Source organism: Acerihabitans arboris, assembly GCF_010131535.1.
GTDB classification, from domain to species: Bacteria; Pseudomonadota; Gammaproteobacteria; order Enterobacterales; family Enterobacteriaceae; genus Acerihabitans; species Acerihabitans arboris.
This window is the reverse complement of the sequence record NZ_WUBS01000002.1, coordinates 216,381-243,354: the sequence shown is the minus strand read 5'-3', so window position 1 is coordinate 243,354 and position 26,974 is coordinate 216,381. Positions and strand designations below refer to the sequence as shown.

The 26,974-nt window shown below is 58.7% G+C and carries 25 protein-coding genes and 1 pseudogene; 20 read left to right on the top strand and 6 right to left on the bottom strand.

The features are described 5' to 3' along the window. Window positions 1–3: 3 nt before the first annotated feature. The gene (locus GRH90_RS03340; protein WP_218586204.1) at window positions 4–1,041 is read right to left on the bottom strand and encodes an ABC transporter substrate-binding protein; all 1,038 of its coding nucleotides are present in this window, start codon (window positions 1,039–1,041) and stop codon (window positions 4–6) included. 346 nt (window positions 1,042–1,387) lie between these two features. Between GRH90_RS03340 and GRH90_RS03335 the strand changes: the two genes are divergently transcribed. From GRH90_RS03335 to GRH90_RS03325, 3 genes are all read left to right on the top strand, one after another. After that, on the top strand, window positions 1,388–2,116 hold the full coding sequence (locus tag GRH90_RS03335; RefSeq protein WP_162364478.1) for a GntR family transcriptional regulator: 729 nt from the start codon (window positions 1,388–1,390) through the stop codon (window positions 2,114–2,116). A gap of 53 nt (window positions 2,117–2,169) precedes the next feature. Further along, window positions 2,170–2,919 (top strand): aspartate/glutamate racemase family protein, encoded by a 750-nt coding sequence (locus GRH90_RS03330; RefSeq protein WP_162364477.1) that lies wholly within the window; start codon window positions 2,170–2,172, stop codon window positions 2,917–2,919. 113 nt (window positions 2,920–3,032) lie between these two features. Then, the gene (locus GRH90_RS03325) at window positions 3,033–3,911 is read left to right on the top strand and encodes an NAD(P)-dependent oxidoreductase (RefSeq protein ID WP_162364476.1); all 879 of its coding nucleotides are present in this window, start codon (window positions 3,033–3,035) and stop codon (window positions 3,909–3,911) included. 105 nt (window positions 3,912–4,016) lie between these two features. Here the strand turns inward: GRH90_RS03325 and GRH90_RS03320 are convergent, their stop codons facing one another. Continuing rightward, window positions 4,017–5,273: an MFS transporter gene (locus tag GRH90_RS03320; protein ID WP_162364475.1), complete on the bottom strand. Its 1,257-nt coding sequence runs from the start codon at window positions 5,271–5,273 to the stop codon at window positions 4,017–4,019. Between the two features lie 221 nt (window positions 5,274–5,494). On the opposite strand from GRH90_RS03320, the gene GRH90_RS03315 reads away from it, so the two are divergent. The 4 genes from GRH90_RS03315 (at window position 5,495) to yjiA (ending at window position 9,644) form a co-directional block, all read left to right on the top strand. Next, window positions 5,495–6,070: a TetR-like C-terminal domain-containing protein gene (locus GRH90_RS03315; protein ID WP_162364474.1), complete on the top strand. Its 576-nt coding sequence runs from the start codon at window positions 5,495–5,497 to the stop codon at window positions 6,068–6,070. A gap of 176 nt (window positions 6,071–6,246) precedes the next feature. Continuing rightward, complete coding sequence (locus GRH90_RS03310) at window positions 6,247–8,397, top strand: carbon starvation CstA family protein (RefSeq protein ID WP_162364473.1); 2,151 nt, start codon at window positions 6,247–6,249, stop codon at window positions 8,395–8,397. Window positions 8,398–8,463: 66 nt separating this feature from the next. Beyond that, window positions 8,464–8,667 carry a YbdD/YjiX family protein gene (locus GRH90_RS03305; RefSeq protein WP_162364472.1) on the top strand — a complete coding sequence of 68 codons (204 nt, stop codon included), beginning with the start codon at window positions 8,464–8,466 and terminating at the stop codon, window positions 8,665–8,667. A gap of 17 nt (window positions 8,668–8,684) precedes the next feature. After that, on the top strand, window positions 8,685–9,644 hold the full coding sequence (yjiA, locus tag GRH90_RS03300) for a GTPase (RefSeq protein ID WP_162364471.1): 960 nt from the start codon (window positions 8,685–8,687) through the stop codon (window positions 9,642–9,644). A 24-nt stretch (window positions 9,645–9,668) separates the two neighbouring features. Here the strand turns inward: yjiA and GRH90_RS26150 are convergent. Continuing rightward, a pseudogene (locus GRH90_RS26150) lies at window positions 9,669–9,937 on the bottom strand (FCD domain-containing protein); the annotation flags it as partial. Between the two features lie 429 nt (window positions 9,938–10,366). Between GRH90_RS26150 and otnK the strand changes: the two are divergent. The 5 genes from otnK to GRH90_RS03270 all read left to right on the top strand — a co-directional run bounded on the left by otnK (window position 10,367) and on the right by GRH90_RS03270 (window position 15,932). After that, a complete protein-coding gene (gene otnK, locus GRH90_RS03290; protein ID WP_162364469.1) occupies window positions 10,367–11,626 on the top strand; it encodes a 3-oxo-tetronate kinase in 1,260 nt (419 codons plus the stop codon). Further along, window positions 11,623–12,261, top strand: a complete 639-nt coding sequence (gene otnC / locus GRH90_RS03285; RefSeq protein WP_162364468.1) for a 3-oxo-tetronate 4-phosphate decarboxylase — start codon at window positions 11,623–11,625, stop codon at window positions 12,259–12,261. Before otnK ends, otnC begins: the two co-directional genes overlap by 4 nt. A gap of 14 nt (window positions 12,262–12,275) precedes the next feature. Continuing rightward, window positions 12,276–13,049: a DeoR/GlpR family DNA-binding transcription regulator gene (locus GRH90_RS03280; RefSeq protein ID WP_162364467.1), complete on the top strand. Its 774-nt coding sequence runs from the start codon at window positions 12,276–12,278 to the stop codon at window positions 13,047–13,049. A 125-nt stretch (window positions 13,050–13,174) separates the two neighbouring features. Beyond that, entirely contained in the window at window positions 13,175–14,530 is a 1,356-nt protein-coding gene (locus tag GRH90_RS03275) for a GntT/GntP/DsdX family permease (protein WP_162364466.1), read from the top strand. Between the two features lie 31 nt (window positions 14,531–14,561). Next, window positions 14,562–15,932 (top strand): homoserine dehydrogenase, encoded by a 1,371-nt coding sequence (locus GRH90_RS03270; protein WP_162364465.1) that lies wholly within the window; start codon window positions 14,562–14,564, stop codon window positions 15,930–15,932. 71 nt (window positions 15,933–16,003) lie between these two features. Here GRH90_RS03270 and GRH90_RS03265 read toward each other — a convergent pair whose 3' ends face one another. Then, window positions 16,004–16,570, bottom strand: a complete 567-nt coding sequence (locus GRH90_RS03265; protein ID WP_162364464.1) for a flavin reductase family protein — start codon at window positions 16,568–16,570, stop codon at window positions 16,004–16,006. Window positions 16,571–16,734: 164 nt separating this feature from the next. On the opposite strand from GRH90_RS03265, the gene GRH90_RS03260 reads away from it, so the two are divergent. The 6 genes from GRH90_RS03260 to GRH90_RS03235 all read left to right on the top strand — a co-directional run bounded on the left by GRH90_RS03260 (window position 16,735) and on the right by GRH90_RS03235 (window position 23,044). Next, the gene (locus GRH90_RS03260) at window positions 16,735–17,166 is read left to right on the top strand and encodes an Rrf2 family transcriptional regulator (RefSeq protein WP_162364463.1); all 432 of its coding nucleotides are present in this window, start codon (window positions 16,735–16,737) and stop codon (window positions 17,164–17,166) included. Window positions 17,167–17,362: 196 nt separating this feature from the next. Beyond that, window positions 17,363–19,015 (top strand): hydroxylamine reductase, encoded by a 1,653-nt coding sequence (gene hcp, locus GRH90_RS03255; RefSeq protein WP_162364462.1) that lies wholly within the window; start codon window positions 17,363–17,365, stop codon window positions 19,013–19,015. 23 nt (window positions 19,016–19,038) lie between these two features. Further along, window positions 19,039–20,019 (top strand): NADH oxidoreductase, encoded by a 981-nt coding sequence (gene hcr, locus GRH90_RS03250; RefSeq protein ID WP_162364461.1) that lies wholly within the window; start codon window positions 19,039–19,041, stop codon window positions 20,017–20,019. 395 nt (window positions 20,020–20,414) lie between these two features. Next, window positions 20,415–21,281 (top strand): carbohydrate kinase family protein, encoded by an 867-nt coding sequence (locus tag GRH90_RS03245; protein ID WP_162364460.1) that lies wholly within the window; start codon window positions 20,415–20,417, stop codon window positions 21,279–21,281. A 451-nt stretch (window positions 21,282–21,732) separates the two neighbouring features. Next, on the top strand, window positions 21,733–22,269 hold the full coding sequence (locus GRH90_RS03240) for a macro domain-containing protein (protein WP_178112991.1): 537 nt from the start codon (window positions 21,733–21,735) through the stop codon (window positions 22,267–22,269). 163 nt (window positions 22,270–22,432) lie between these two features. After that, window positions 22,433–23,044, top strand: a complete 612-nt coding sequence (locus GRH90_RS03235) for a hypothetical protein (RefSeq protein WP_162364459.1) — start codon at window positions 22,433–22,435, stop codon at window positions 23,042–23,044. Between the two features lie 224 nt (window positions 23,045–23,268). On the opposite strand, the gene GRH90_RS03230 is transcribed toward GRH90_RS03235, so the two are convergent. Further along, complete coding sequence (locus GRH90_RS03230; protein ID WP_162364458.1) at window positions 23,269–24,042, bottom strand: transporter substrate-binding domain-containing protein; 774 nt, start codon at window positions 24,040–24,042, stop codon at window positions 23,269–23,271. Window positions 24,043–24,069: 27 nt separating this feature from the next. Beyond that, window positions 24,070–25,170 (bottom strand): NAD(P)/FAD-dependent oxidoreductase, encoded by a 1,101-nt coding sequence (locus tag GRH90_RS03225; RefSeq protein ID WP_162364457.1) that lies wholly within the window; start codon window positions 25,168–25,170, stop codon window positions 24,070–24,072. 477 nt (window positions 25,171–25,647) lie between these two features. Between GRH90_RS03225 and rpiB the strand changes: the two genes are divergently transcribed. Both rpiB and GRH90_RS03215 read left to right on the top strand, forming a co-directional pair. Beyond that, window positions 25,648–26,100 (top strand): ribose 5-phosphate isomerase B, encoded by a 453-nt coding sequence (rpiB, locus tag GRH90_RS03220; RefSeq protein ID WP_162364456.1) that lies wholly within the window; start codon window positions 25,648–25,650, stop codon window positions 26,098–26,100. A gap of 260 nt (window positions 26,101–26,360) precedes the next feature. After that, window positions 26,361–26,819 carry a TraR/DksA C4-type zinc finger protein gene (locus GRH90_RS03215; protein WP_162364455.1) on the top strand — a complete coding sequence of 153 codons (459 nt, stop codon included), beginning with the start codon at window positions 26,361–26,363 and terminating at the stop codon, window positions 26,817–26,819. Window positions 26,820–26,974: the final 155 nt, after the last annotated feature.

Here is a 26,974-nt window from a genome sequence, read left to right as displayed (position 1 = left end):
ACCTCAATAGCCAAGTTCAGTTTTGGGTTTGCCGGTGACCTCTTCCAGGAAGCTGTAGTCCAGGTTTTTTTCCACCGCCGCCGTGACATCGCCGTTAATGTATTTCAGCTGTCGCATCATGGCGGCGATGGCCGCCGCCGAGGCGCGGTACATTTTGTAATCCGGATAAAGATTCTGCACCGCGCCGGCGGCAATGGTTTTATCCAGTCCGGTCACTTTCTGGATGGTGTCGATAAACAGCGGCTGGTCCGCGGCCATCAGGTCGTTTACCTTGACGATGGCGCGCACCGTTTCCAGCACGCCCCGGCGATTGGACGCGATGACGTCCGGACGGGTGACGATCAGGTTGGTGAGCTTGCCGGCCGCCTGATCATAAGGAAAAGCAAAGAATTTGGCCGCCTTCACCTCGCGGATCTGCGTGGCGAACGGATCGACGGAGCAAATCAGCTCCACTTCGCCGCGCCGCAACGCCTGCACGTGGTCGGAAGGGTTGGGAATATTAATGAACCGGACATCTTTGTTCACGTCGATGCCGTGTGCGGCGAATGCGCCGCGCATATGCAGGTCCTGGGCGTTGCCGCGCGATGCCGCCACGCGAAAGGGCTTGCCCTGCTTTTTATACTCTTCAATCAGGTTTTTCAGACCTGCCCAGTCACCGGCGGCCACCGGCAGGCTATTGCCGATCAGGATTTGCGAACCGCCGTTGATCTGCCCGGAAATACCGACGATGGCAAAACCTTTATCCAGCGCCGTGGCGTAATGAAGATAGGTGACCTGGGCGACATCGATGCTTTTCGACAGCAGCGCGGTCAGCACGTCGTTGCCGGTATTAAAGGAAATGGCGTCGATTTTGACGCCGGTGGCGTACCGGGGCGTCAGCGACAGCGGGGTACAATGGGCGCATTTCGAATAACCCAGCTTGACCGGCGGCGCCTCATCGGCCCGGCTCGGGCCGGCGAGGGCGGCGGAAAGGAGCAGCGGCGCCAGCATCAGCGCCGCCCCGCGTTTAATGACGCCCATCAGGAGGTGGGGAAATAGCATATCGATCTCCAATTGTCACTATTAAACAAAATATTGTGACAAAGCATCTGCAATACATATGCCAATTTTGTGACACTTTTTCACCCTCATCTGCCGGTGAAGTAAGACGAAGCGCGTTGGCGCGCGTTTCATATCCGGCCGGCCGGGCTAAAAAATCAGCAAATACCCGGTGTTAAGCGATCCTTTTGGGCTTATATCGCCTGTTTACAGGTGCCGTTGGTGCAACAGGTTGGTGCAATGTTCCATCATGGATCGTTGCGGCCTTCTTTTACAATCCCTCTTTGTTTTGTGACAATTTTGAGGGATACTGCTACCAAAGCGTTTTTAACCTGCTGGACAACCTGACGTGTTTATTGAAAAAGATCCTTCGGGCGCCCGTAAGGTACGGAGCACCGGACAAATATTGGGCACGGCGGATAAGCTGGATGCGATTTACGAACGCATCTTTACCGCCGTCATGGAGCACCGGCTGATACCCGGCACCCGGCTGGTGGAGGAAAAGCTCGCCGGCGTATTCAAGGTCAACCGCACGCGGATCCGCGAGGTCCTGGCGCGTCTGGCCTATGAAGGCATCGTCGCCACCATCCCCCATCGCGGCGCCTTTGTCGCCAGTCCGTCGGTGGAGGAGGCGCGGCATGTGTTCCAGGCGCGGCGTATTCTGGAGCCGGCGCTGATCCGCAGCCTGGCCGCGCGGGGGGACAAAAAAGACCTCAAGCGCCTGCATGCCCATGTCGCCAGGGAGCGGGCAGCCCGCGAGAGCGGCGATAAACGCGCGGTGATCCGCCTGTCGGGCGAATTTCATTTGCTGATAGCCGAAATGGTGGCCAGCCCGCCGCTGATTAAGCTGATGCGGGAGCTGGCCTCGATTACCTGCCTGATCATCCTGCTCTATGATTCCCCCAACGTCCCGGCCTGTCCGAACCATGAGCATACCGATATCATCATGGCCATGGAGCGGGGCGAGATTGACGCGGCCAGCGCCATCATGCTCGGTCATCTCGATCATATCGAGGCGACCCTTGACCTGTCGCTGCCGGAAAATACCGACGTCGATCTGGACGCCATCTTTGGCTGAGGGACCGCCGTGAACGCCGGCCCGATATCTTGCCCGCCCCAAACGGAGCCTGAATGAAACTGCTGATTATCAACCCCAATATCTCGCGCGGCGTTACCGATCTCATCGAAGCGGAAGCCCGCCGCGTGTCCGCCCCCGACACCCGTATCGAAATGGCCACCGCCCGCAGCGGCGTGGCCTATATCGAAACCCGGTTCGAGGCCTTGCTGGGAGCGCACGCCGTGGCGACGCTGGCCGGCGAACGCCTTGGCCATTATGACGCCCTGCTGATTGCGGCATTTGGCGATCCCGGCCTGGCGGCGCTGAAAGAGGTCCTGGACGTGCCGGTGGTCGGCATGACGGAAGCGGCGCTGATGACCGCCGCCCAACTGGGACAACGTATCGCCATTATCGCGATTTCCCGGCGCATTACCGCCTGGTATCGGGAATGCGTCGACCGCTGCGGATTGCTCGGCCGGCTGGCGGCCATCCGTTACCTGGACCATCCTTTAGGGGACCCGGGCACGGTGCAGCAGGATCATGCCGCCCGGCTGCTGGCGCTAAGCCGCCTGGCGGTGGAGCGCGACGGCGCGGATGTGCTTATCCTCGCCGGCGCGCCGCTGGCGGGGCTTGCGCGCGGCCTGAAGGGGCAGCTTAAGGTGCCGGTGGTGGACGGGGTGTCCAGCGGCGTTTGCCAGGCCGAGGCCTTATTCTGTCTCCGGGCGGGCGCCGCGCTGCGGGGGAGCTTTGCGCCACCCCCGGCGAAACCACATCTGGGGCTGGCGCCGGGTCTCCGGGCATTGCTGGACGCCGGCGGGTCATAGCTTATAAGGTAGGGTAAATTTATCAGGCATCGGCACCGTACCGGCGTAAGGGTGCCGCTGCGTCATCAACGCGTTCGTCCTTTTTTACGTTGCAAGCCATAAGGATTTTTATCATGAACAGTCTTCCCGTTGTCGCCGTGCTTGGCCTGGGGGCCATGGGCCACGCTTTTGCGGCAAACCTGGTTAAGAAAAACTTTAACGTCCGCGGCTGGAACCGCACCCGCCGGCGCGGCGAGGATCTGGCGGCGGCGGGCATGACGTTGTGCGATGCGCCGCGGGAAGCGGCCGGCGGGGCCGATGTGGTTATCGTCATGCTGCCCGACGCGGCGGCCACCGAAGCGGTGATAACCGGTGCCGGCGGCATCCTCGCCGGCCTGAAGCCGGGGGCGATTATTGCGCAGATGGGCACCATCGGCGTCGAATCCACCGATAAACTGTATCGCGCCATCAGCGCCGCGCGTCCCGACGTGGTGTTTATCGACGCCCCGGTGTCCGGCACCAAGGCCCCGGCCGAAAACGCGTTGATAACCGTGCTGGCCGGCGGCGACCGCGCCCGGGCGGCGGCCGTCGAGCCGGTATTCGGCGCCATCGCCAAGGGCACCCAATGGCTGGGCGACGTCGGGGCCGGATCGCGGATGAAGCTGGTGGTCAACGCCTGGCTTATCTCGATGGTGCAGGGGATGGCGGAAAGCGTCGATCTGGCGCGGGAACTGGGCTTTTCGCCGGATGATTTCTGGGGCGTGCTGGAAGGCGGCCCGCTGGCGGCGCCGTACGTGAAAAACAAGCTGGCGATGATCAAGGCCGACGACTATACGCCGCAAATGCAGCTGACGCTGGCGCTGAAGGACGCCAACCTGGCCCTGGCCGCCGCCGGGGATCGTCCCATGCCCGGCCTGCGCGCCATCGCCGGCCTGTGGCGCGACGCGGTGGACGCGGGCCTCGGCGAACAGGATATCTCGGTGGTGTACCGTTATCTCGGCGCGAAAAAGTAATCTCCTGGCGCAATCCGGCCGGCATCCCGCCGCGGGAAACGATAACCCGGCAGGCAAGCGCGCGATGTGGCGCGCTTAGCCGGTCCCGTTGCCGATTGGCCGACCTCAGCGCGCCGTCTGGCCGCGTGGGGCGCATGACGTGAGCGCCCTCAGGCGGTCCCGGCGCCGGTTGGCCAGCGCCAGGGCTATCGCCAGCAACGCCAATGCGATGATCACCACGCCGTAACTCGCGGCCGTCGCCAGCAGGCCGGCGCGCCGGACCAGGTAGCCGGCGGCGATGGCCGGCAGGCTGTTGGCGAGATAACATTCAATATAAAAAGCGGCCATCAGGCCGGCCCGCTCCGCGGGCGCCGCCAGCGCCATAACCGTGCGCAGCGCGCCCAGGAAACCCGCGCCGAAACCCACCCCGGCAATCACCGAGCCGGCCAGCAGCACCGGCGCCAATCCGCTATCGACCCCCAGCAGGATCGCCAGCATACCCAGCGCCAGCATAACGGCGCCCGCCAGCAGCGCGGTGAACGGGGGGCGGCCCCGCGCCACCATAATCGCCGCGGCCCCGCTGAGCGTCAGCGCCGCTACCGCCAGGCCGCCCAGCCAGACGGAGGAGGAGTGGGTCACCTTGGCAATCAGCGACGGCATTAACGACAGATAAAATCCACCCAACATCCAGATGGCGACGTTGACCGGCGTCACCGCCAGCAGGGCGGCCCGCGCCTGCGGGGGAACAACGACGCTCGGGCGCAGCGAGGCCCACGCGCCCGGACGCCCCGCGGCGGTTTCAGGCGTACACCAGGTCAGCCCCGTTGCAAGCAAAAAGGCCAGCAGCAGCAGGACATACACCAGATGCAGCGGCGCGGGCGCGAACCGCAGCAGCGCGCTGGCGCCCAGCGCGCCCAGCGCCATGCCGACCATCGGCGTTATGCTGTTGGCTAACGCGCCGCGTTCATGATGCAGGTCCAGCAGCGCCGCGCCTATGGCCGCCGCCGCCAAGCCGGTGGCCAACCCCTGCAGCGCCCGCGCGGCGATAAGCCATACGGGGCCGGTGGCGCCGAGGAACACCCCCATCGCCAGCAGCTCCAGCAGCAGCGCCAGGCTGATGACCGGGCGCCGGCCGATATAATCGGACAGGGCGCCGGCGCTTAGCAGTGATGTCAGCAACGCCAGGGCATAGGCGCTGAAAATAGTGGTCAGCAGCATGGGCGAGAACGACCACGAGGCCTGATACAGCCGGTAGAGCGGGGTAGGGGCGCTGGACGCGGCGAAAAAGGTCATCAGCGTGGCGGTATGTACCGCCGCGGCCAAATGGGGCCGCAAGCCGCTCTTGGAATGGCGTGCCGGCGCGGGAATATTTGATTTGGACATGGCGATGCTCGTATAATAAACGCAAATATTTTGCTTTAAGCATCCTAGCGGATGCTGGGCGCTAACGCAAATAATTTGCTTTAGTGCGGATGAAACGCGCTGGTCAAGAGTGTTGACGCGCAGTGTCGATGCACAGTGTCGATGAGCAGCGCCGGTACCAGGCCGACAGACGACTCGGTCGCGCCGGCGGTGGACATCCGCAAAAAAAGGAGGGAAGGGTAATGGTTGAAAAAAACGGTGTCCGGCCGGGCGGTCGCAGCGCCCGCATACAGGCGGCGGTGCACCAGGCGGTGCGTCAGTTGCAGCAACAGGAAGGGCAAGGCGAGCTCACGGTGCCGGCAGTCGCGGCCTGCGCGGGCGTTACGCCGTCCACCATCTACCGGCGCTGGGGCGATCTGGCGCAGTTATTGTCCGACGTCGCGCTGGAGCGGGTGCGTCCGGATGGCGAGCCGCGCGATACGGGGTCGTATCGCGAGGACCTGCGCGCGTGGCTGGAACAATATATCGATGAACTGGCCTCAGAGCCGGGCCGGGCCATCGTGCGCGATATCCTCGCCTGTCCCGCGCCGGGCAACGCCGGGAAATGCGCGGAGTTTATCCGCCGGCAGCTTGATGTCATCCGCGACCGCGCCCGGGCGCGCGGCGAACCGGTGGTGGACAGCGACACCCTGATCGACCTGGTAGTGGCGCCGGTGGTGTATCGTCTGCTGTTTTCGATATCGGCGCCTTCGATCGGGCATGCCGTCGGCCTGCTTGACCACACGCTGGGCTCCGCCGCCCTGAGGCGCGCGGGGTGACAACAGAGCGGCGCGGGGCCTAACCGCCGCGCCGGGCGTAAAGACCCCAACCGTTCGCCCACGTATTTGACCGTTCGTCCGCCTATTTGACCGCTTAATAATAATTTGCCTCTTTTTTCATCGGTTCTGGCCTAGAGTACGCGCACATGTACCCTACAACAGAAGACCGCATCAAGATGAAAAATAAGATCCTCAAGCATATCCCCTGGCTTATCATCGGCATTATCGGCGCATGCTGCCTTGGCGTCGTGGCATTGCGCCGGGGCGAGCATGTCAGCGCCCTGTGGATTGTCGTCTCGTCCGTGGCCGTTTACCTGGTCGCCTACCGTTACTACAGCCTGTATATCGCCACCCGGGTCATGGGACTGGATCCCTCCCGTTCAACGCCGGCGGTGGTGAATAACGACGGCCTTAACTACGTGCCGACCAACAGGAATGTGCTGTTCGGCCACCATTTTGCCGCCATTGCCGGGGCCGGCCCGCTGGTCGGCCCGGTACTGGCCGCTCAGGTAGGCTACCTGCCGGGCACCCTGTGGCTGCTGGCCGGGGTGGTCATCGCCGGCGCGGTGCAGGACTTTATGGTGCTGTTTATGTCCTCGCGCCGCAACGGGGTGTCGCTGGGGGAGATGATCAAGGAGGAAATGGGTCCCGTCCCCGGCACCATCGCCCTGTTCGGCTGTTTCCTGATTATGATTATCATCCTGGCGGTGCTGGCCCTGATCGTGGTCAAGGCGCTGGCCGAAAGCCCGTGGGGCGTGTTTACCGTCTGCTCGACCGTGCCCATCGCCCTGTTCATGGGCATCTATATGCGCTTTCTGCGTCCGGGCAAGGTGGGCGAGGTGTCGGTTATCGGCGTGGTGTTGCTGCTGCTGGCCATCTGGTTCGGCGGCGTGATTGCCCACGACCCCTACTGGGGACCGGCGCTGACCTTTAAAGACACCACCATCACCTACACCCTGATTGGCTACGCCTTTGTCTCGGCGCTGTTGCCGGTATGGCTGATCCTGGCCCCGCGCGACTATCTGGCCACGTTCCTGAAAATCGGCGTGATTATCGGCCTGGCGGTGGGTATCGTCATTATCAACCCCGACCTGAAAATGCCGGCGATGACCCAATTTGTCGACGGCACCGGCCCGGTATGGAAAGGCGCGCTGTTCCCCTTCCTGTTTATTACCATCGCCTGCGGCGCCGTATCCGGTTTCCACGCCCTGATCGCCTCCGGCACCACGCCTAAACTGCTGGCCAGTGAAAATGATACCCGGTTTATCGGTTACGGCGCGATGTTAATGGAATCCTTTGTCGCCATCATGGCCCTGGTGGCCGCGTCGATTATCGAGCCGGGACTGTATTTCGCCATGAACACCCCGCCGGCGGCGCTCGGCATCACCATGCCCGATCTGCACCGCCTCGGCACCGGGGATGCGCCGATGATCCTGGCCTCGCTGCGCGATGTCTCCGCCCATGCGGCCGCCACCGTCAGCTCCTGGGGTTTTGTGATCTCCCCCGATCAGATCATGCAGACCGCCAGGGATATCGGCGAGCCTTCGGTGCTCAACCGCGCCGGCGGCGCGCCGACCCTGGCGGTGGGCATCGCCCACGTATTCCATAAGATTATCCCCGGCGCCGACATGGGCTTCTGGTATCATTTCGGCATCCTGTTCGAGGCCCTGTTTATCCTGACGGCGCTGGACGCCGGCACCCGCTCCGGCCGCTTTATGCTGCAGGACCTGCTGGGCAACTTCGTGCCGTTCCTGAAAAAAACCGATTCGCTGGTGGCCGGCATGGTGGGCACCGCGGGCTGCGTCGGCCTGTGGGGCTATCTGCTTTACCAGGGCGTGGTCGACCCGCTGGGCGGGGTGAAAAGCCTGTGGCCGCTGTTCGGCATCTCCAACCAGATGCTGGCCGCCGTCGCGCTGGTGCTGGGCACGGTAGTGCTGATTAAAATGAAACGCACCAAATATATCTGGGTGACCGTGGTGCCGGCGGTCTGGCTGCTGATCTGCACCACCTGGGCGCTGGGCCTGAAATTGTTCAGCCAGAATCCGCAGCTCGAAGGCTTCCTGTACCAGGCCAGCCTGTATAAGCGCCGCATCGCCGAGCAGGGCGCCGATCTGACCGAACAACAAATTAGCAACATGCATCACATTGTTGTCAATAACTACACCAATGCCGGGTTAAGCGTCCTGTTCCTGATTGTCGTCTACAGCATAATCTTCTATGGTATTAAAACCGCGCTGAACGCCCGTAACAACGCCGGGCGCACGGATAAGGAAACACCTTATGTCGCCGTGCCGGAAGGGGGGATCATCACCTCGACCAGCCATTAATACGGCCTCACATTCACCGTCCCGCATAACCTGATCGGTTATGCGGGCGTTTTCCGGAGACACCGCATGTTTGGAAATTTGGGTCAGGCAGGTAAGTATTTGGGCCAGGCTGCCCGGATGTTGGTCGGTATTCCGGACTATGACTATTATGTTCAGCATATGAAGACCAATCATCCCGATCTGCCGGTGATGGACTATGAAGCGTTTTTCCGCGATCGTCAGGAAGCCAGGTACGGCGGCAGCGGCAAAGGCGGTTTTCGCTGCTGCTAGAACCAGAGGACATCAGCATGGATAAGCCCCTGCCGGCGACGATTTTGACCGGCTTTTTCGGCGCGGGGAAAACCACCCTGCTGCGCCATATCCTGCAAGCCGAACACGGTGAAAAGATAGCCGTGATAGAAAACGAATTCGGCGAAGTGCCCATCGACAACAGCCTGCTGGGCGACCGGGCCACCCGTATTACCACCCTCAGCAACGGCTGCATTTGCTGCAGCAGCGCCAACGAACTGGCGGATGCCCTGTTGGATTTGCTTGAGGGAATCGATCGCGGCGACCTGGATTTCACCCGTCTGGTGATTGAATGCACCGGCATGGCCGACCCGGGGCCGGTGATCCAAACCTTTTTTTCCCATCCCGCCATCAGCGAACGCTTCCTGCTTGACGGCGTGATTACCCTGGTGGACGCGGTGCACGCCGACGGGCAGCTCAATGAATTCGCCCTGGCCCAGGCCCAGGTGGGGTTTGCCGATCGCATCCTGCTTACCAAAACCGATATCGCCGGCGAGAGCGGGGCGCTGGTGGAGCGCCTGCAGCATATCAACGCCCGCGCGCCGGTGTACCGGGTGGTCAACGGCGAGGTTGATATCAGCCTGCTGTTCAACGTCGAGGGTTTTATCCTCAACGACCGGCTCACCGTGGCCCGGCCGCGTTTCCGGCCGCTTATCGAGCCGCAAAATACCATCCGCTCCATCGTGGTGAACCTGGCCAAGCCGCTGGAGCTCCAGACCGTATCGGACGTGATGGAACGCCTGCTGGCGACCTATGCCGATAATTTATTGCGCTATAAAGGCATCCTGGCGATAGACGGCGACTCCAGACGCCTGCTGTTCCAGGGCGTGCAGCGCCTGTACAACGCCGATTGGGACCGGGACTGGCGCGACGGCGAGCCGCGCGCCAGCGTGCTGGTGTTTATCGGCGTATCGCTGCCGGAACAGGAAATCAGGGACGCCTTCGCCGCATTTGAATAAACCGGCAGGGGCCGCCCGGGCGGGTTATCCCCGCAGCAGGGCATTGCGGAACGAGAGGATATGCGCCTGCGTCGCGGCGCCGCCGCCATCCTGCCCGGCCAGGGCGGCGATAATCGCCTGGTGTTCGGCGATGATCTGCCGCATATGGCCCTCCTTCGACAGGAGCTGGCCCAGAAACGTTGCGCCTTGGCATGCGGCACGCTCAGGATATCCATCGGCATGGCGTTGCCCGCGATACGCGCCGGCAGCTGGTGGAACTGATAATCCAAAATCATCATCTGGTCGTGGTCGCGCGCGTCGCGCGCCTGGCCGATGCGCCGGCTTATCGCCTCCAGGAAAACCGCGCATAAACCCCAGGTGACAACAGGCGGGCCGCCAAGACCGCCGCTGCGATGACATCAAGCCCGCCCGGGAAACGGGGCGGGCTTTTTGGCATCGGCGGCTATACTTAACCGACCCCTGACCATTGACCCTGCGCCGCGCCGGTTAATCATGCCGGGTTTTGCGTCCGGTGCGCGCGTTAAATCCTGAGCGTGCGGCCCTGTTAACCTGTTCACAAGAAGTTGTGAAGGTATGATATTTTATAAAATGTTTATTTATCATAAAATTAAGTGTATTTACTCCATAAAAACCTGTATTGGTTTTGTGATATCCATCATCTCAATGTGAAGCCAATGCGTACAAAATTTCACACATGTTCACAACAACCCGGATGACAGGAAATGACGTTATCGTTAGGCGTTATTGCTGATGATTTTACCGGCGCCACCGACATTGCGAGTTTTATCGCCAGGGCGGGCTGGCGCGTGGTCCAGCTTAACGGTATTCCCCGGCAGCCGCTGCCGCTGGACGGCGTCGACGCGGTGGTGATTTCCCTGAAGACCCGCTCCTGTCCGGCGCCGGAAGCCATAAGCCAGTCGCTGGCGGCGTGCCGGTGGCTGCGGGATCGGGACTGCCATAGGATCTATTTCAAATATTGCTCGACCTTTGATTCGACGCCGCAAGGCAACATCGGTCCGGTGACCGACCGCCTGCTGGCCGAGACCGGGTCTGCGCTTGCCATCCTGTGCCCGGCATTACCGGTCAACGGCCGCACCCTGGTCAACGGCTATCTGTTCGTCAACGGCCAACTGCTGAACGAATCCGGCATGCAAAACCATCCCCTCACGCCGATGACCGACGCCAACCTGTTAAGGGTGATGGACGCCCAGGCCGCGGGCAACACCGGGCTTATCCCGCTTGCGACGCTGCGCCGGGGCGCCGGGGCCGTGCGTGAGCACCTGGAGGCGCTAAGGCGGCAGGGGATACGCTATGCCGTGGCCGACGCGCTTGACGATGCCGATTTAACGCTCCTGGCGCAAAGCCTGCCGGACGATGTGCTGTTGACCGGCGGTTCCGGCCTGGCCGGCGCGTTGGCGGCGCTCGCGCCCCGCGATGCCGAAAGGTCGGCGACGCCGGCCGTGCCGCCGTCCACGGGACGCGCCGTGGTGCTGTCGGGTAGCTGCTCGCGCATGACCAATATGCAGGTCGAGCAGTATCGCCGGCAGGCGCCCGCCCGGGCGATTGACGTCACCCGCTGCCTGGAGAACGGCGCGCTGTATGCGCGGGAACTGGCGCAGTGGGTAGTGGAGCAACCCCATCGGCCGGCGCCGATGCTGTTCGCCACCCAGGCCGTCGACGTGGTCAGGGCGGTGCAGGCCCGCTATGGCGCAGCCGCCACCGGCGCCGCCATAGAAGGGTTGTTTGCCGATATCGCGCTGTCCCTTTTCGGGCAGGGTTTCAGTAAATTTATTATTGCCGGCGGCGAGACGTCCAGCCTTATCACGCAGCGGCTCGGCGTGGGCGGCTTTGCCATCGGGCAAACCATCGCCCCCGGCGTGCCCTGGGTCAGGGATATCGGGCGGCCCCTCTGGCTGGCGCTGAAGTCCGGCAATTTTGGTGATAAAGATTTTTTTAACCAGGCACAGGAGCTTTATCAATGACGGAAGCCGAATTACGCGAACAGATGGCGACGTTGGCCCATTCCATGTTTATGCGTGGCTATAGCAGCGGCGGGGCCGGAAATATCAGCTGTCGCCTGCCCGACGGCGGTTTCCTGGTGACGCCCACCAACTCCAGCTTCGGTACCCTGGACCCGGCGACGCTCAGCAAGCTCAACGCCGCGGGAGAGCATATCGCGGGCGCCAGGCCCTCCAAGGAGTCGGTAATGCACCTGAATTTTTACCGGCAACGGCCCGATATCGGCGGGGTGGTGCATTTGCATTCGCCCGCGCTGACCGCGCTATCCTGCATGCCCGGCCTGAACGCCGAAAACTGCCTGCCGCCGATAACGCCCTATTACGTCATGCGCGTCGGCAAGCTGCCGCTGGTGCCGTATTTCCGCCCCGGTCATCCCGGACTTGCCGAGGCGATTGGCGCCCTGGCCACGACGCACAATGCCATGCTGCTGGCCAACCACGGGCCGGTGATCGGCGGCGGCGGCCTGCTGGAGGCGGTGTTTAATGCGGAAGAACTTGAGGATACGGCGCGTCTGTATATTACACTGCTACCCCATGGCATGGTGACATTAACGGGTGAACAAGTTGCAGAACTGGAACGGACCTTTAAAAAAACCTGATGCGGGATGTGCTTATGTTGCCCGATGAACGACGCAATTTCATCTACAGCCACCTGCATCAATATGCCCGGGTGACCATCGGCGACCTGGCCAAACTGCTGGACGTGTCCCATATGACCATCCGCCGCGATGTGCAGTTTATGGAGAACGAGGGCAAGGTCACGGTGATAAGCGGTGGGGTAAAACTCAACGAGGCGGTGAAACAGGAATTGCCCTATGTTGAAAAAGCGTTATTGCATCATCGCAGCAAACGGCATATTGGCGCGGTGGCGGAAATGTTGGTCGAGTCGGGGCAGGTAATATACCTGGATGCGGGCACCACCACCTATGAAATTGCCCGCTGTATCGCGGCGAAATTAAAAAAGATAACAATTATTACTAATGATTTCACAATTAGTGATTTTTTAATGAAAATGCCGCACGTTAATTTATTTCATACCGGCGGCCAGGTGGATATGCGCAATCGTTCCTGTGTCGGCAATAGCGCCGCGCAGTTTATTCGCGGCCTGAATATCGACATTGCGTTTATCAGCACCAGCTCATGGGATATCGAGCACGGCCTGTCCACGCCCGACGAAGGCAAGGCGCAGGTCAAGCAGGCGGTGCTGGCCTCCGCCCGGCGCAATATCCTGGTGACCGACAGCAGTAAATACGGCAAGTATGGCATGTTCCATATTTGTCCCCTGGCGCAGCTGACCGATATTATTTATGACGATCGGCTGTCCGATGAAATTGAAAACCGATTACGGCTATTGCCGATCCGGTTACATAAAGCCATTAGTCAATAATATGCCGGGAAGCCTATGGGAAAATCTGAGACAGTTTTACGCCGATAATGTCTAACACACCGCCTCAATTACGCTTGGGCGGTTAAAAATAATAATGATCTGTACTCTATCTGTCCGGAGGGGATATGCAATTCGATATTTCGCAATTTTTTGCTTTAATCAGCGCCATTGCCTTGTTAATTGTACTCATTACCTATTTTAAATTTCATCCTTTTTTGGCCCTGATTATCACCGCCGGGTTTTTGGGACTGGCGGCGGGCCTCAGCCCGACGGCCACGATTAAAAGCTTTGAAAAAGGCTTCGGCGGCGTATTGGGATCCACCGGGCTGGTGGTCGGATTGGGCACCATGCTGGGCGGATTGTTGCTGGAATCGGGCGGGGCGGACAAAATCGCCAATACCTTTATCCGCCTGGGGCCGGTGCGCGCCATACCGGCCACCATCTGCGTCGCGGCGTTGATCATCGGTTTGCCCCACCTTTTCGACGTTAGTTTTGTGATGCTGGTGCCGCTGGTCTACGCCATTGCCCGCCGCACCCATAGCCAACTGCTGCGCATCGGCATTCCCATGGCCGCCGGCCTGTATGTGGCGCACGGCCTGCTGCTGCCGCATCCGGCGCCGACCCTGGCCATGACCACCTATCATGCCGATGCGGGCATGGCGATGTTTTTCGGCCTGCTTATCGCCGTGCCGATGGCGATATTGTCCGGTCCGGTGTTCACCCATTTCGCCATGAAATATTTTCCGGAACTGGGACGCCAGAGCTTTGGCGCCGGCGATGCGCAGGAAGAACAGCCGGCCGGCAAAACCACCCGCAGCCCGTCGTTCTGGCTGGCGATGCTGACCATTTTACTGCCGCCGCTGTTGATGATGACGCGCTCGTTATGCATTGGTTTTATCAGCAAGGAAAACCCGCTGTATGAAGCGGTTAACGCCATCGGCGATCCGATCGTTTCGCTGTTGATCGCCGTGCTGTTCGCTATCTACGCCCTGGGCATACGCAGCGGGTTCACCATGGCGCAACTGCAGAAGATACTTGGCAAATGCCTTGGCCCCTGCGCGGTGATTATCCTGATCCTGGGCGCCGGCGGCGGCCTGAAAGAGATGCTGCTGGCCACCCATGTCAGCACCCTGATCGCCGATTGGGCGGTGCACTGGAATATTTCGCCGCTGATCCTGGCCTGGCTGGTGGCGGCGTTGATCCGCATCGCCATCGGCTCCGCGACGGTTGCGGTGGTCACCACCGCCGGGATTATCGCCCCGCTGGCCGCCAACAGCGGCGTCAACCTGGAACTGCTGGTCCTGGCCACCAGCACCGGCGGCCTGATGCTGTCGCATGTTAACGATTCCGGCTTCTGGCTGTTTAAAGAATATTTTCATCTCACCGTGGGCGAGACCCTGAAAAGCTGGACGCTGCTGGTTTCATTCCAGTCGGCGCTGGGGCTGGTTTTTGTCCTGCTGCTTAACCTGGTTGTCGGCTGAGTCACCCTACATTTAATCCGAGGTAAGAGTAATGAACTACGAACTGTTGTTTGACGAACTGAAGGGTCGCCGCATCCGGGTGGCCATTACCGGCGCCTGCGGCGGTTTCGGCCGCTCGCTGCTGGTCCAGTGCCGTAACATTCCGGCCATCGAGATCGTGGCGCTGTGCGATATCAATACCCGGGGCACGCAGGATCTGCTCGCCGATCTGCGCTACCGCCATGATAAGAACCGGCTGTGCGGTACCCCGGCCGAAGCAGCGGCGGCACAGGCCGCCGGGGAAACCGCCATTATCAGCGACTTCGCGCTGCTGGACGCCCTGGACCTGGATATGGTGGTCGAATCGACCGGCAAACCGGATATCAGCGTCAGCATCGCCGTGAACGCGTTAACACGCGGTGTCCACGTCGGCATGGTCAGCAAGGAAACCGATTCGGTCGCCGGCCCCTGGCTCAACCAGCTGGCGCTTAAGCACCACGCGGTCTATACCACGGTGGACGGCGATCAGCCCAGCAACCTGATTGGCCTGGTCACCTGGGCCAAGGTACTGGGTTTTGAGATTATCGCCGCCGGCAAGTCCAGCGAATACGATTATATCTTCCACCCGGCCACCGGCAGGCTGGATTACACCAGCACCCAGGTGGACGCGCCCGCCTTGGCGGACCTGTGGGCGCTGGATGACAAGGACATCAAAGGCACGCTGCGCCGGCGGGCCGAGGCGTTGTCGATGCTGCCGCAAAGCGCCACCCCGGATTATTGCGAGATGAACGTGGTAGCCAACTCCACCGGGTTCGCGCCCGCCACGCCGGCGCTGAATTACCCCCTGTGCCATATCGGCGAACTGGCCGACATCTTTATCCCCGAGGAAGACGGCGGCATTTTGACCCGGACCGGCGTGGTGGACGTGTTCAACTGCCTGCGACGGGATGACGAGGTCAGCTTTGGCGGCGGGGTGTTTATCGTCGTGCGCTGCCAGGACCAGGAAACCTGGCGCATGCTGGCCGATAAAGGCCATGTGGTCAGCAAAAACCTCAAGTACGCCTGTATCTACCTGCCATACCATATTATGGGGCTGGAGTCGCCGCACAGCCTGTTTTCCGCCGTGCTGCACCGCAGGGCGTCCGGCGCCGTAGACCAGCAGGTGCATGCGGTGATGGCGGGTTACGCCGATCGTCCGCTGAAAAAAGGCGAGACGCTCGCCATGGGCGGCCACCACCACTCCATCGAGCATGTCAGCGCCCGCCTGCTGGCCCGGGCCGATGCCAAAGGGGTTGCTCCGTTCTACCTGCTGGCCAACAAGACCCTGACGGCGGATGTGGCCCAGGGAGAGCTGATCCCGCTGTCCGCGCTGCCGGAGGATGACTCGCTGCTCTACCAGGCCTGGCGGCAAACCGGTCTGTAATTTAGCGGCCGGCACACAACATCACGCCCGGGAAACCGGGCTTTTTTGGGTCCATGGCATGCCGGCGGCGATTATGGGTATAGCATTTCCGGGCGGAACAGGCCGCGCCGGCTGACGATCTTGCCGGCCACCATAAACACGCCGTCACCGGTGTAATGCAGGGTTTCCGGGTGCTTCGGCGTAGCGGCCGCCTGGGCTTTGACGATCTCGAAAATAAAGAAATTATACCGGTCCACCATGGCGTCATCATACAGGCGGCATTCAAAATGCGCGTGGCACTCGCGGATCAGCGGCGCCTTTACCCGGCGCGCGGGCGCCGCCGTCAGGCCGAAGCGGCTGAATTTATCCACCTCCGCCCCGCTGGTATTGCCGATGCCCACCAGGGTATCGGTCAGTAGCGTGGTGGGCAGGTTGATCACGCACTCGCCGCTTTGGCGAATCATCTCAAAACTGTGATTGCCGCCGGAAATCATGCAGCCGACGAGCGAGGGCGAAAACTCCAGCATCACATGCCAGCCCAGGGTCATGATATTGGCTTTACCTTGCCAGGCCGATGAGATCAGGACGATGGGGCCGGGTTCAAGATAACGGCGCGCCAGGCTGACCGGTAAATCGCTTTTGCGGGGAAATTCGGCCATATAAGCTCCTTTTTTACCCATGTTTCGCATAATTTAACTTTAACATGAGATCGACGGTTGTGGCGCCCATGTTCCCGGTCGGTAACGGCGGCTGGCGGTAAAAGAAGGCGATAGCCGGCAGGATATTGTGATACCCTTTTACACAATACACAGCAGGTACCTTTATGAAGCTCACGCGTTATACCGACTATGCCGTCAGGGTGATTATTTATCTCGGCGCCCATCAAGATCGGCTTTCGTCGATTGCGGAAATCTCGCGCCAATATGATATTTCGCATAATAACCTGATGAAAGTGGTGCAGGATTTGGCGCGGCTGGGCTATATCGATACCCTGCGCGGGCGCAACGGCGGCATCAAATTAGGCCGCGCGCCGCGGGACATCAATATTGGCGCCCTGATCCGCCACACCGAAAAAGGCGACACGCTTATCGACTGCGCCAATTGTGTTATCGCGCCGGCCTGCGGCCTGCCGGGCGTGCTGGCCAAGGCGACCAATGCCTTTTTTGCCGTGCTGGACGGTTACACCCTGGCGGATTTATTAGGCCGGCGCGATCAAATCGAACAACTGTTTACCTTTATCGAAATCGAGGGCTGAAGTTCTGCTGCCGGTAGTTATTCCATTATTAAATAATAAGTTACATCATTTTCGCACGCTATTCCCACCCTCCTGATATCCCGGAAATTGCGCTAAATCAAACAAGCGGCGAATATCGCCAAAAGCCCTGTCAATCCCTGCCGACCGCGTTTACCCTTAAACATGCATTTAAAATGAATATTATAAGGAAGCAATTATGTTTTGTGTGCAATGTGAACAAACCATCCGTACGCCCTCCGGTAACGGCTGCTCCTACAGCCAGGGCATGTGCGGCAAAACGGCGGAAACCTCGGATCTGCAGGATCTGCTGGTGGCGGTATTGCAGGGACTGTCGGCCTGGGCGGTAAAAGCCCGTACGCTTGGGATTAGCGACCATCGTATCGACAGCTTCGCGCCGCGCGCCTTTTTCTCCACCCTGACCAATGTGAATTTTGATTCGCCACGCATCGTGGCCTACGTCCATGAAACCCTGGAGTTGCGTGACGAGCTTCAAACCCGCTGCCTGCGGGCCGACCCGACGGCGGCGGTGGATCACCCGCTGGCGGCGCTGCATTTTGCCTCTCCCTTGTTAGCCGATTTGCAACAGGAGGCGCGGCGTTTTGCGCTGGATAGCGATAAAACCGCGGTGGGCGAGGATATCCACGGCCTGCGCATGTTATGCCTGTACGGGCTGAAAGGGGCGGCGGCCTATATGGAGCATGCCCATGTGCTGGGGCAGTATGATGAAGATATTTATCGCCGGTATCACGAGATCATGGCGTGGCTGGGCACGCAGCCGTCAGAGATGGGCGAGCTGCTGGCGCAGGCGATGAATATCGGCAAAATGAATTTTGCCGTGATGGCGATCCTCGATCGCGGCGAGACGTCGACCTATGGCAATCCGGTGCCCACCAGCGTTAACGTGCGCCCGGTGGCGGGCAAGGCTATCCTGATATCCGGCCATGACCTGAAGGACCTGGGTTCGCTGCTGGAGCAAACCGAAGGCATGGGCATTAATATCTACACCCATGGGGAAATGTTGCCCGCCCACGGCTACCCCGAACTGAAAAAATTCGCCCATCTGGCCGGCAACTACGGCAGCGGCTGGCAAAACCAGCAGACGGAGTTTGCCCGCTTCCCGGGACCGGTGGTGATGACCTCCAACTGCATTATCGATCCGACCGTCGGCCAGTATAACGACCGTATCTGGACGCGCAGCATTGTCGGCTGGCCGGGCGTCAAACATCTGGACGGGGAGGACTTTGCCCCGGTGATCGCCCAGGCCCGGGAGATGGCCGGTTTCCCCTATGATGAAATTGAACACCTGATTACCGTTGGCTTCGGCCGCCAGACCCTGCTGGATGCGGCCGATACCGTTATCGATCTGGTGGCGCGCAAAAAACTGCGCCATGTGTTCCTGGTGGGCGGGTGCGACGGCAGCCGCGATGAGCGCAGTTATTACACCGACTTTGCGCGCGACGTTCCCGATGATTGCCTGATCATGACGCTGGCCTGCGGCAAGTATCGCTTTAACAAACTGGATTTCGGCACCCTTGAGGGCCTGCCGCGCCTGCTGGACGTCGGCCAGTGCAACGATGCCTACGCGGCGATTACGCTGGCGGTGAAACTGGCGGAAAAACTGGGCTGCGGCGTTAACGATCTGCCGCTGAGCCTGGTGTTGTCATGGTTTGAGCAAAAGGCGATTGTCATCCTGCTGACCTTGCTGTCGCTGGGGGTAAAAAATATCTATACCGGCCCGACGGCGCCCGGTTTCCTGACGGAGAACCTGATGGCGGTCCTTAACCAGCAGTTCGGCATGCGTTCAATTACCACCGTGGCGCAGGATCTGCATACCATTCTTGCCGCCTGAGACGGGCATAAGGAGATATCCCCATGACGATGCCCTCATCGCTTTGTCCGTACCGGATGCAGGTACACCATATCATCCAGGAAACGCCGGATGTCTGGACGCTGGCGCTGATCAACCATGATGTTTATCCGTACCAGCCGGGGCAGTTCGCCCTGGTCAGCGTTAATAACAGCGAGGCGGTGCGCGCCTACACGCTCTCTTCCTCGCCCGGCGGCAGCCGTTTTATCACCCTGACCGTGCGGCGACTGGAAGACGGGCTGGGATCCCGCTGGCTGACACAACAGGTAAAACCCGGCGATTATCTATGGCTGTCGGCGGCCCAGGGTGATTTTAGCTGTATGCGCCACGTCGGCGATCGTTACCTGTTCCTGGCGGCGGGCTGCGGCATTACCCCGGTGGTTTCCATGTGCCGCTGGCTGGCGGCCAACCGTCCACAGGTGGATGTACAGGTCATCTACTGCGTGCGTTCGCCGCGGGATATTATTGCCGCGACCGCCTGGACGGCGTTAGGGAAATGGCTGCGGCTGACCCTGTTTGCCGAGCAGGGCGCCACGGGCGACATCCGGCCGGGACGGCTGGAGATTGACGCGCTGCGCGCCCTGGCGCCGGATATCGCCGAACGCACGGTAATGGCCTGCGGCCCGGCCCCGTGGATGGCCGGGCTGGAGGCGGACGCACGGGCGCTTGGCGCCGGCGAATTCCTGCAGGAGCATTTTCACACGCCTTTGGCGCACGCGACGTCCGGCCGGTTGAAAATTACCCATCCCCGGCCCCTGCAAACCATCGACGCCCCGGCGGGCCTGACGCTGCTGGCGGCGCTGGAAGCGCGCGGCATCGCGGTAAACGCCGCCTGCCGCGCCGGGGTGTGCGGCTGCTGCAAAACCCGCATCGCGCAGGGGCAATACCGCACCACCAGCGCCATGACGCTGAGCGCCCAGGAGATAACCGAAGGGTACGTCCTGGCCTGCAGCTGTTATCCGCAAAGCGATATCGTGATTGCCTGAGCATCATATCCGGCGTTGAAACGCCGGATATTCCCGTCAAAACGCCGTCGTTCACGGTTATACTACCCGCTCGTGGTTAAACCCACCGTGGTTATGCCGGGCTGCCTGCCGGCGCTGTTTATCCGCCGGGCAATCGGAGCGCGGTCCGCGTTTTAGCGTACTGCATACCGCCGTCGGCAGTTCGTACGGCTGCCGGCGGCAATTGTCCGCGTTGCCGCGCTGAAAATCGTTCTCCAGGGCGACACGGCAAGCCGTGCTAATAAGACGGCCTTAGGTTGCCGAAATGTTGGCGTGAAGTTGTCAGTTTGCGAGTTATATCGCCTAACCGGCCCGCGCCACCGTCTATGCTAAGGGTGAAAAAACGGCATGGCATCGTCACTGGAACGGAACAAATCATGAAAATAATCGCCCTTGGAGAACTGCTGTGGGACTGTTTACCCGCCGGCCGCGAAATCGGCGGCGCCGCGGCAAACTTTGTTTATCATGCCACACAGGCCGGCGCCGACGCCCGGCTGATGTCCGCCGTGGGCCGGGACAAGGCGGGGGACGCGCTGGTGAGGGAACTGGCATCCCGCGGCGTGCCGCACTATATCCAGCGCAGCGCGCGTTATCCCACCGGCACGGTGGAGGTGACGCTGGATAAGCGTGGTGCCCCGCAATACGATATCCTCGGCCCGGTGGCGTGGGACGATATTCAACCGGACGTGACGCTGTTCAGCCATGTCCGCGCGGCGGATGCGCTCTATTTCGGCAGCCTGGTGCAGCGCTACGGCCCCAACCAGCGGCTGCTGCGCCAACTGGTGGGACTGCTGCCGCCACAGGCGAAAATCCTGGTGGATATCAACCTGCGCGCCGGGCATTACCAGCCGCCCACCCTCGGTTTTTGCCTGCGTCACGCCGACATCCTCAAGCTTAATGACGAGGAACTGCCGCTGATTGCCGCCATGTTTGGACTGCCGCGCGATCCGCAGGATTTTTACCAGCATCTGCGGCGCCATGAGCATCTGGACATGATGATCTATACCCGCGGCGAAAGGGGCAGCCGGCTGTTTCGCGGCAACGACAGCCACCGGCACCCCGGCCTGAAAGTGACGCCGGTGGACACGGTCGGCGCCGGCGACGCTTTTACCGCCGTCGCCTGCGTCATGGCGCTGCGCAACGAGCCGCTGGCGGACATTAACCGCGCGGCCAATCAGGTGGCGGCGTACATATGCACCCGCGCGGGCGCCATGCCGGCGCTGCCCGCCCATACCGGCGGGTAAGGGGAACGCCGCGGGGATGTCCGGCCGATGCCGCCTGCGCGCGGACATATTTGTGCCGCCGGCCTTGTTCTCCTCCTCCTTAATACATGTGCTCACTGTATACAATACGCGGTGGGACGGCATCCCTTATGGCCGGATGTCTTTGCTTTGGCAATCAATACAGCCGTGCATCGCCCAGACGTGGTTATTATAAATTGATCAACCGGCGCCCGTCAGCCCGGCGGAACGCGATGTTATCCAGCAACTGCAGCGCGATATTCCCTGAAAAAGTGCATGGTTTTAACATTGGTATGTTTACATCACGACTTCGTCTTGCGGGCGACATGGCCACTCCCCGGCTCCAGATGCATTGTCTCAATAAGCACAGTACCCACGATCCGGCTATGAACGATCTTAAACAAAATTTTAGACTACCGCTAAGAGTGGTTTGTGAAATTAAGGATCCAGAACCATGATAAACAAAATCAACGTGATACAAGGCGATATCACAAAAATCCCCGCCGAGGCCATTGTCAACGCCGCCAATTCGTCCCTGTTCGGTGGCGGCGGGGTGGATGGCGCCATACACCGCGCCGGCGGGTCCTTGATTCTGGACGAATGCCGGGAGATCAGAAACCGGCAAGGCAATTGCAATACCGGCTGCGCCGTTATCACCGGCGCGGGTAATCTGCCGGCTAAGTACGTGATCCACGCCGTCGGTCCTCATTGGCGCGGCGGCAAACATCAGGAAGCAGAATTATTAAAAAGCGCCTACCTCAGTTGTTTTAAACTTATCAGTGAGTATCAGATCACGTCGGTGTCCTTTCCTAATATCAGCACCGGAATTTATCATTTTCCCAAGCAATTGGCCGCTGAGATTTCATTAGCCACCATTATTGATAGCTTAGGTGAGAATGATACTATCGAAACTGTAAATTTGGTCTGCTATGAAAAAGAAAATCAGGATATATATAGTTTATTGATAAATAATGGGCTTGCTAAAGGTTAAATTTAGTTATGCAAAACGTTAACACTATTTCTTCCTCAGCAAAAAAACTAAATATTTCCTTATTATTGCCGATAACCTGTTTGGCTTAATGTTCTTCCTTGCATGCTATGTCGTGGAGGACATAATAAAAATATAACCAAACGGAATGGCAATGATGCGAAAAATGAAAAAACTGCTTTTAGTCATGATTCCTTTTATCTTTTCTGGTTGTGCTTTATTCAAGGCTCCGCCGATTGCAACCGATAGTGAGAGCACGATTAACCAAAATATCACTGATGGAAAAACAACCAAAGATGAAGTGGTTAAACTATACCGGCGAGGATCGTCATTTGGCATGCCATCGCAAAAAAATGTTGAATTCGTGTCTTATGATAGAGATTACGCAACGCCGTTCGGTACTTTTATAACCCATACAAAATTGATACTTCTTTATAAGAATAATATTGTCATGAAGCATCATTTAATCCGCTACAAAGACCGAGGTAAAAGCGATTTTCTTTTCAATACTACCAAGGATCAACTGGACTCCAAAATCAGCAACGGAGTGACTACACTCAAAGATATACAGCAAAGATATGGCGTACCTTATAATATTGGTTATACAGGAGATAATGATTTATATTATGAGTACTATACAGATAATATGAGTCTGTTCCATTTTTCAATCAACGGAGTAGATAGCCGAGATTATGAAAAAATTAAAAAAACAACACTATCAATTTATTTTTCCGGAAACAATGTGGTGACGCATCATAGCCTGATAATACCAGAATAAATCTTACTATGTATATTATACATATGCATGAAATAATGAATTATGTTTGTCTCATGGTATTTTTAGTCCCTGAAGCATGGGTGAAAGCGAAATTGGGGAGCTATTTCTCAGAGCTCTACTGCGCGCCTTGAATTTAACCCAGGCGCGCATGCCTGGCGTCGTTTTTGCGACATTGCCCAAGTAGAGTGTCAATAGCGGGCGATGCCGTATGTACCCAACCGCGCTCAGCTGCGCGGGCTGACATCAAACGTAAAATACTGCTTATTAAGCCGGCTGAAGGTGCCGTCGGTTTTAATTTCCGCAATCGCCTGGTCGATGCTCTCCCTCAGCTTATCGTCGCCTTTACGCAGTCCCAGCCCCGTGCCTTTGCCAAACAGGTCTTTATCGAACACTTCCCTGCCGTTTAACTCAAAGCCCGCGCCCTGGAGTTTATCCAGGAACGCCACGGTTGCCGAGGCGGCGTCATCCAGGGTGGCGTCCAGCCTGCCCAGGGCCAAATCGGCGTACACCTGATCGGACGACGCGTAGGGGACCACGTTAACGCCGTTATCGCGCCAGTATTTATTGGCATAGGTTTCAAATACCGAACCTTGCTGCACACCGACCCGCTTGCCTTTTAACGTGTCGGCGCTGGCTGATAGCCCCGACTGCCTATGGGTTATTAAATACACCGGCGTGGTGAATAACGCGGAAGAAAAATCGATCGATTTTTTCCGTTCTTCATTGATAGACAATGATGAAAGGATGGCGTCGAATTTTTTGGCTTTCAGCGCGGGGATTAAGCCGTCGAAGGTGTTTTCCACGAACACGCACTTTCTGTTTATTTTTTCACAGATGGACTTGCCCAGGTCGACATCAAAGCCGACCAGATTGCCCTGGGCGTCTTTAGATTCAAAGGGAGGGAAGGTTGGATCGATACCCAGCCTGAGCTCAGCCGGCGCGGAAAAGACGCTGGAGCTGACGGCCAGTAAAACAAACACCAATGCTATTTTTTTCATTACTTCACCTTGGGTTATACAACAGGGCTATTGATGTTTGAACCTGCCGGGCCGGAACGGCGCCAGCATCGGGTGCGGCTTGCCCGTGGTGATTTCCCAACTGAGCAGTTCGCCGATAATTAACGCAAGCGTCGCGCCTGAATGGGTAAAAGCGACATAACATCCCGGCGCTTGCTCAAGCTCGCCCAGTACCGGAAAACCATCGGCGGGAACGGGTTTCCAGCCGGCTTTATAGCCTGCCAGCGCAAGCGGCGCTCCGGTCTTGAGCAGATGGTCGGCCTCGGATAACAGTTGGGTAATTATGCTGTCGGGAACCGTGCAATTTCCATTTTCATCTTGTTCAATATCATCGGTATACCAGCTATGATCCACCGCCAGCGTATTGCCGGGATTAGGCCGCATCGCCACCCTGGGGGTATTCAGTACCACGGTGGGGCGGTGGTCGGAGGGCTGGGTAATGGCGAGCATCGATAATACCGAGCCGTCCGGCAGATCAATTCCCATTCCCGCCAACACCCTGGCGGTGGCGGGGCCGCAGGCCAGCAAGACCTTGTCACACGGATATTCACCCTTCTGCGCGGAGCTAACGCCTTGAACAACACCCTGCGCATCGGTCAGCGGCATGGTGTTGCCCGCATCCTCGATAACGACGCCATCCAGCTGGATAAATTCCGCCGCCATATGGGCAATAACGTCGGGCAGGCTGACCCAGCCTTCCCCCGCATTATAAATACCATAGGCATTTACCGCGGCGGGATCGATATTGGCATCGATTTGATTAACGCCGGCGGCCTGGAACAGCACGGAATCATACCCGCGCCGTTGCTCAATCGCGTTTAATTCTAATACTTCATCTTGATCAGACCAGAATATCCCGCCGTCGAACTTTAGCCAGTCCACCCCGGGGTTGTTACGATACAGCGTGCGGTAACGGTCGATACCCGCCATCCTGAGTTTATAATACTCATCAGGCCAGGGGCCGGAGGCGTTTAACCACGAAAGTGAACGGCCCGAAGCGCCGGAGGCAAGCTTTTTTTCGGTGAATAACCTGACCTTCAAACCGGCGCGCGCCAGATGCAACGCGCATGACATCCCGATAACCCCACCGCCGATAACTGCAATGTTCATTAACTCCCTCGCCGCTTACGTTAACAACTATTCCTCGAATTATTAACAATAACCCTAAAGCCTGGCGCGAGGGTAATATTTTTAACTTATCCCGGCGCCGTCCACGCGGGCGTCGACCTGTCCGCGGGGGGCAGGCGGCGATACCCGCCGGTGCCGCCCTTGCCCATGCTGCACGTTGGTATTATCCCCGATCCAGGGAAGCCGCATGGCGATGAAAATAGGCGCGTCGCAGGGTGGGATAGAAGAGGTTAATTCACGAATTTAATTTTTATGGAAAGATATCTATCAATTTGTCATAATGCGTTATATAAAATATATGATTTTTATAGATATAATAATTATATTACTTATTTGAACATTCTCACAAAATAAAAATATCACATAAATTACAATTTTTGTAAAGTTTACCGGTGTGTGCTTTCCTTGAGGCCAGTTCAACGCCGGCCGCGAATAGTGTTAAAACCCAGGGGCGTAAAGATGAAAATAGCTATTGGATGCGATCATGTCGGGCTGATCCTTAAGCCGGAAATCATTCAATTCCTGCAATCGAAATCGATTGAAGTAATTGATAAAGGAACCCATTCCACCGATCGCACCGATTATCCCTTATACGCCAAACGGGTGGCCGACGCGGTGGTGTCAAGACAGGCCGATCTGGGCATATTGATCTGCGGGTCGGGTATCGGCATCTCCATCGCCGCGAATAAAATCGACGGCATCCGCGCGGTGGTCTGCAGTGAACCTTACTCGGCGAAGCTGTCGCGGGAGCACAACGATACCAATATCCTGGCCTTTGGTTCCAGGGTGATCGGCGGCGAACTGGCGAAGATGATTGTCGAGCAGTGGCTGGCGGCGGGATTTGCAGGCGGACGCCATCAAAATCGCGTTGATTTAATTAAAAAGCTGGAGCAGGGCGCGCAGATTGGCTAGCGCAGAGTCATCCCGATCGCCGTTGTCCGTCGATTAATGTCGATCGGTTATCATCCCTGATGCCGGCCGGCATCCTGATTATCAACATGCCTCTCGCTGCGGCATGGCACATTTTGTTCTTGAATTCTTTCCCATTTCAGTTATGTTATAACGTTTTATTTGACGGTCCTTATTGTTTGCCGCCCTGAACGACGCGACGGGGGACCATCGATCGTTATGCGGATATAAACGTTATGACCACTGACGATCCCAGGAGGGGTATGAACAATTCAGATACCGTGATACTTGATGAAACCACCCTGTTGGCCATGCCGGAAGATGATTATATGAACGCGCCTCAGCGTGATTTTTTCCGGCGCCGGCTGGTGGCGGAGCGGCGAAGGGTACTGGCGCATATCAATGACTTAAAACTGCTGATAGCGCAAAGCGACGGCGGCGGCGACGAGATCGACAAGGCCATGCATGAAGAGGATTTGCGCATGCAGCTGCGCCAAATCGACCGCGAAAGCCGCTTATTGCCGAAAATCGAGGCCGCGTTGATGCGTATCGAGCGGGGAACCTACGGCTATTGTATTGAAACCGGCGACCCTATAGGTATCCGGCGGCTGCTGCTGCGCCCGACCGCTGAAAGAAGCATTGATGCCAAGATGGTGCAGGAACAGCGCGAGCCGCTGTACAAAAAAGGCGGCCACGCGGACCATGCGGAAGAGGCCGTTTAAGCTAAGCGGGGGGCCGTCGCCGTGGAAGTGCTACGGGCCAGGTGATGGCCGATACCGCGCACCAAATCTTGAGCGAGATACTGCCGGGTAAAAAATCCTGGCGCCGGTAGCGCGGCGCCGCGGCAAAATCAGGCTGGCACCGGCGTCAAGGGTTT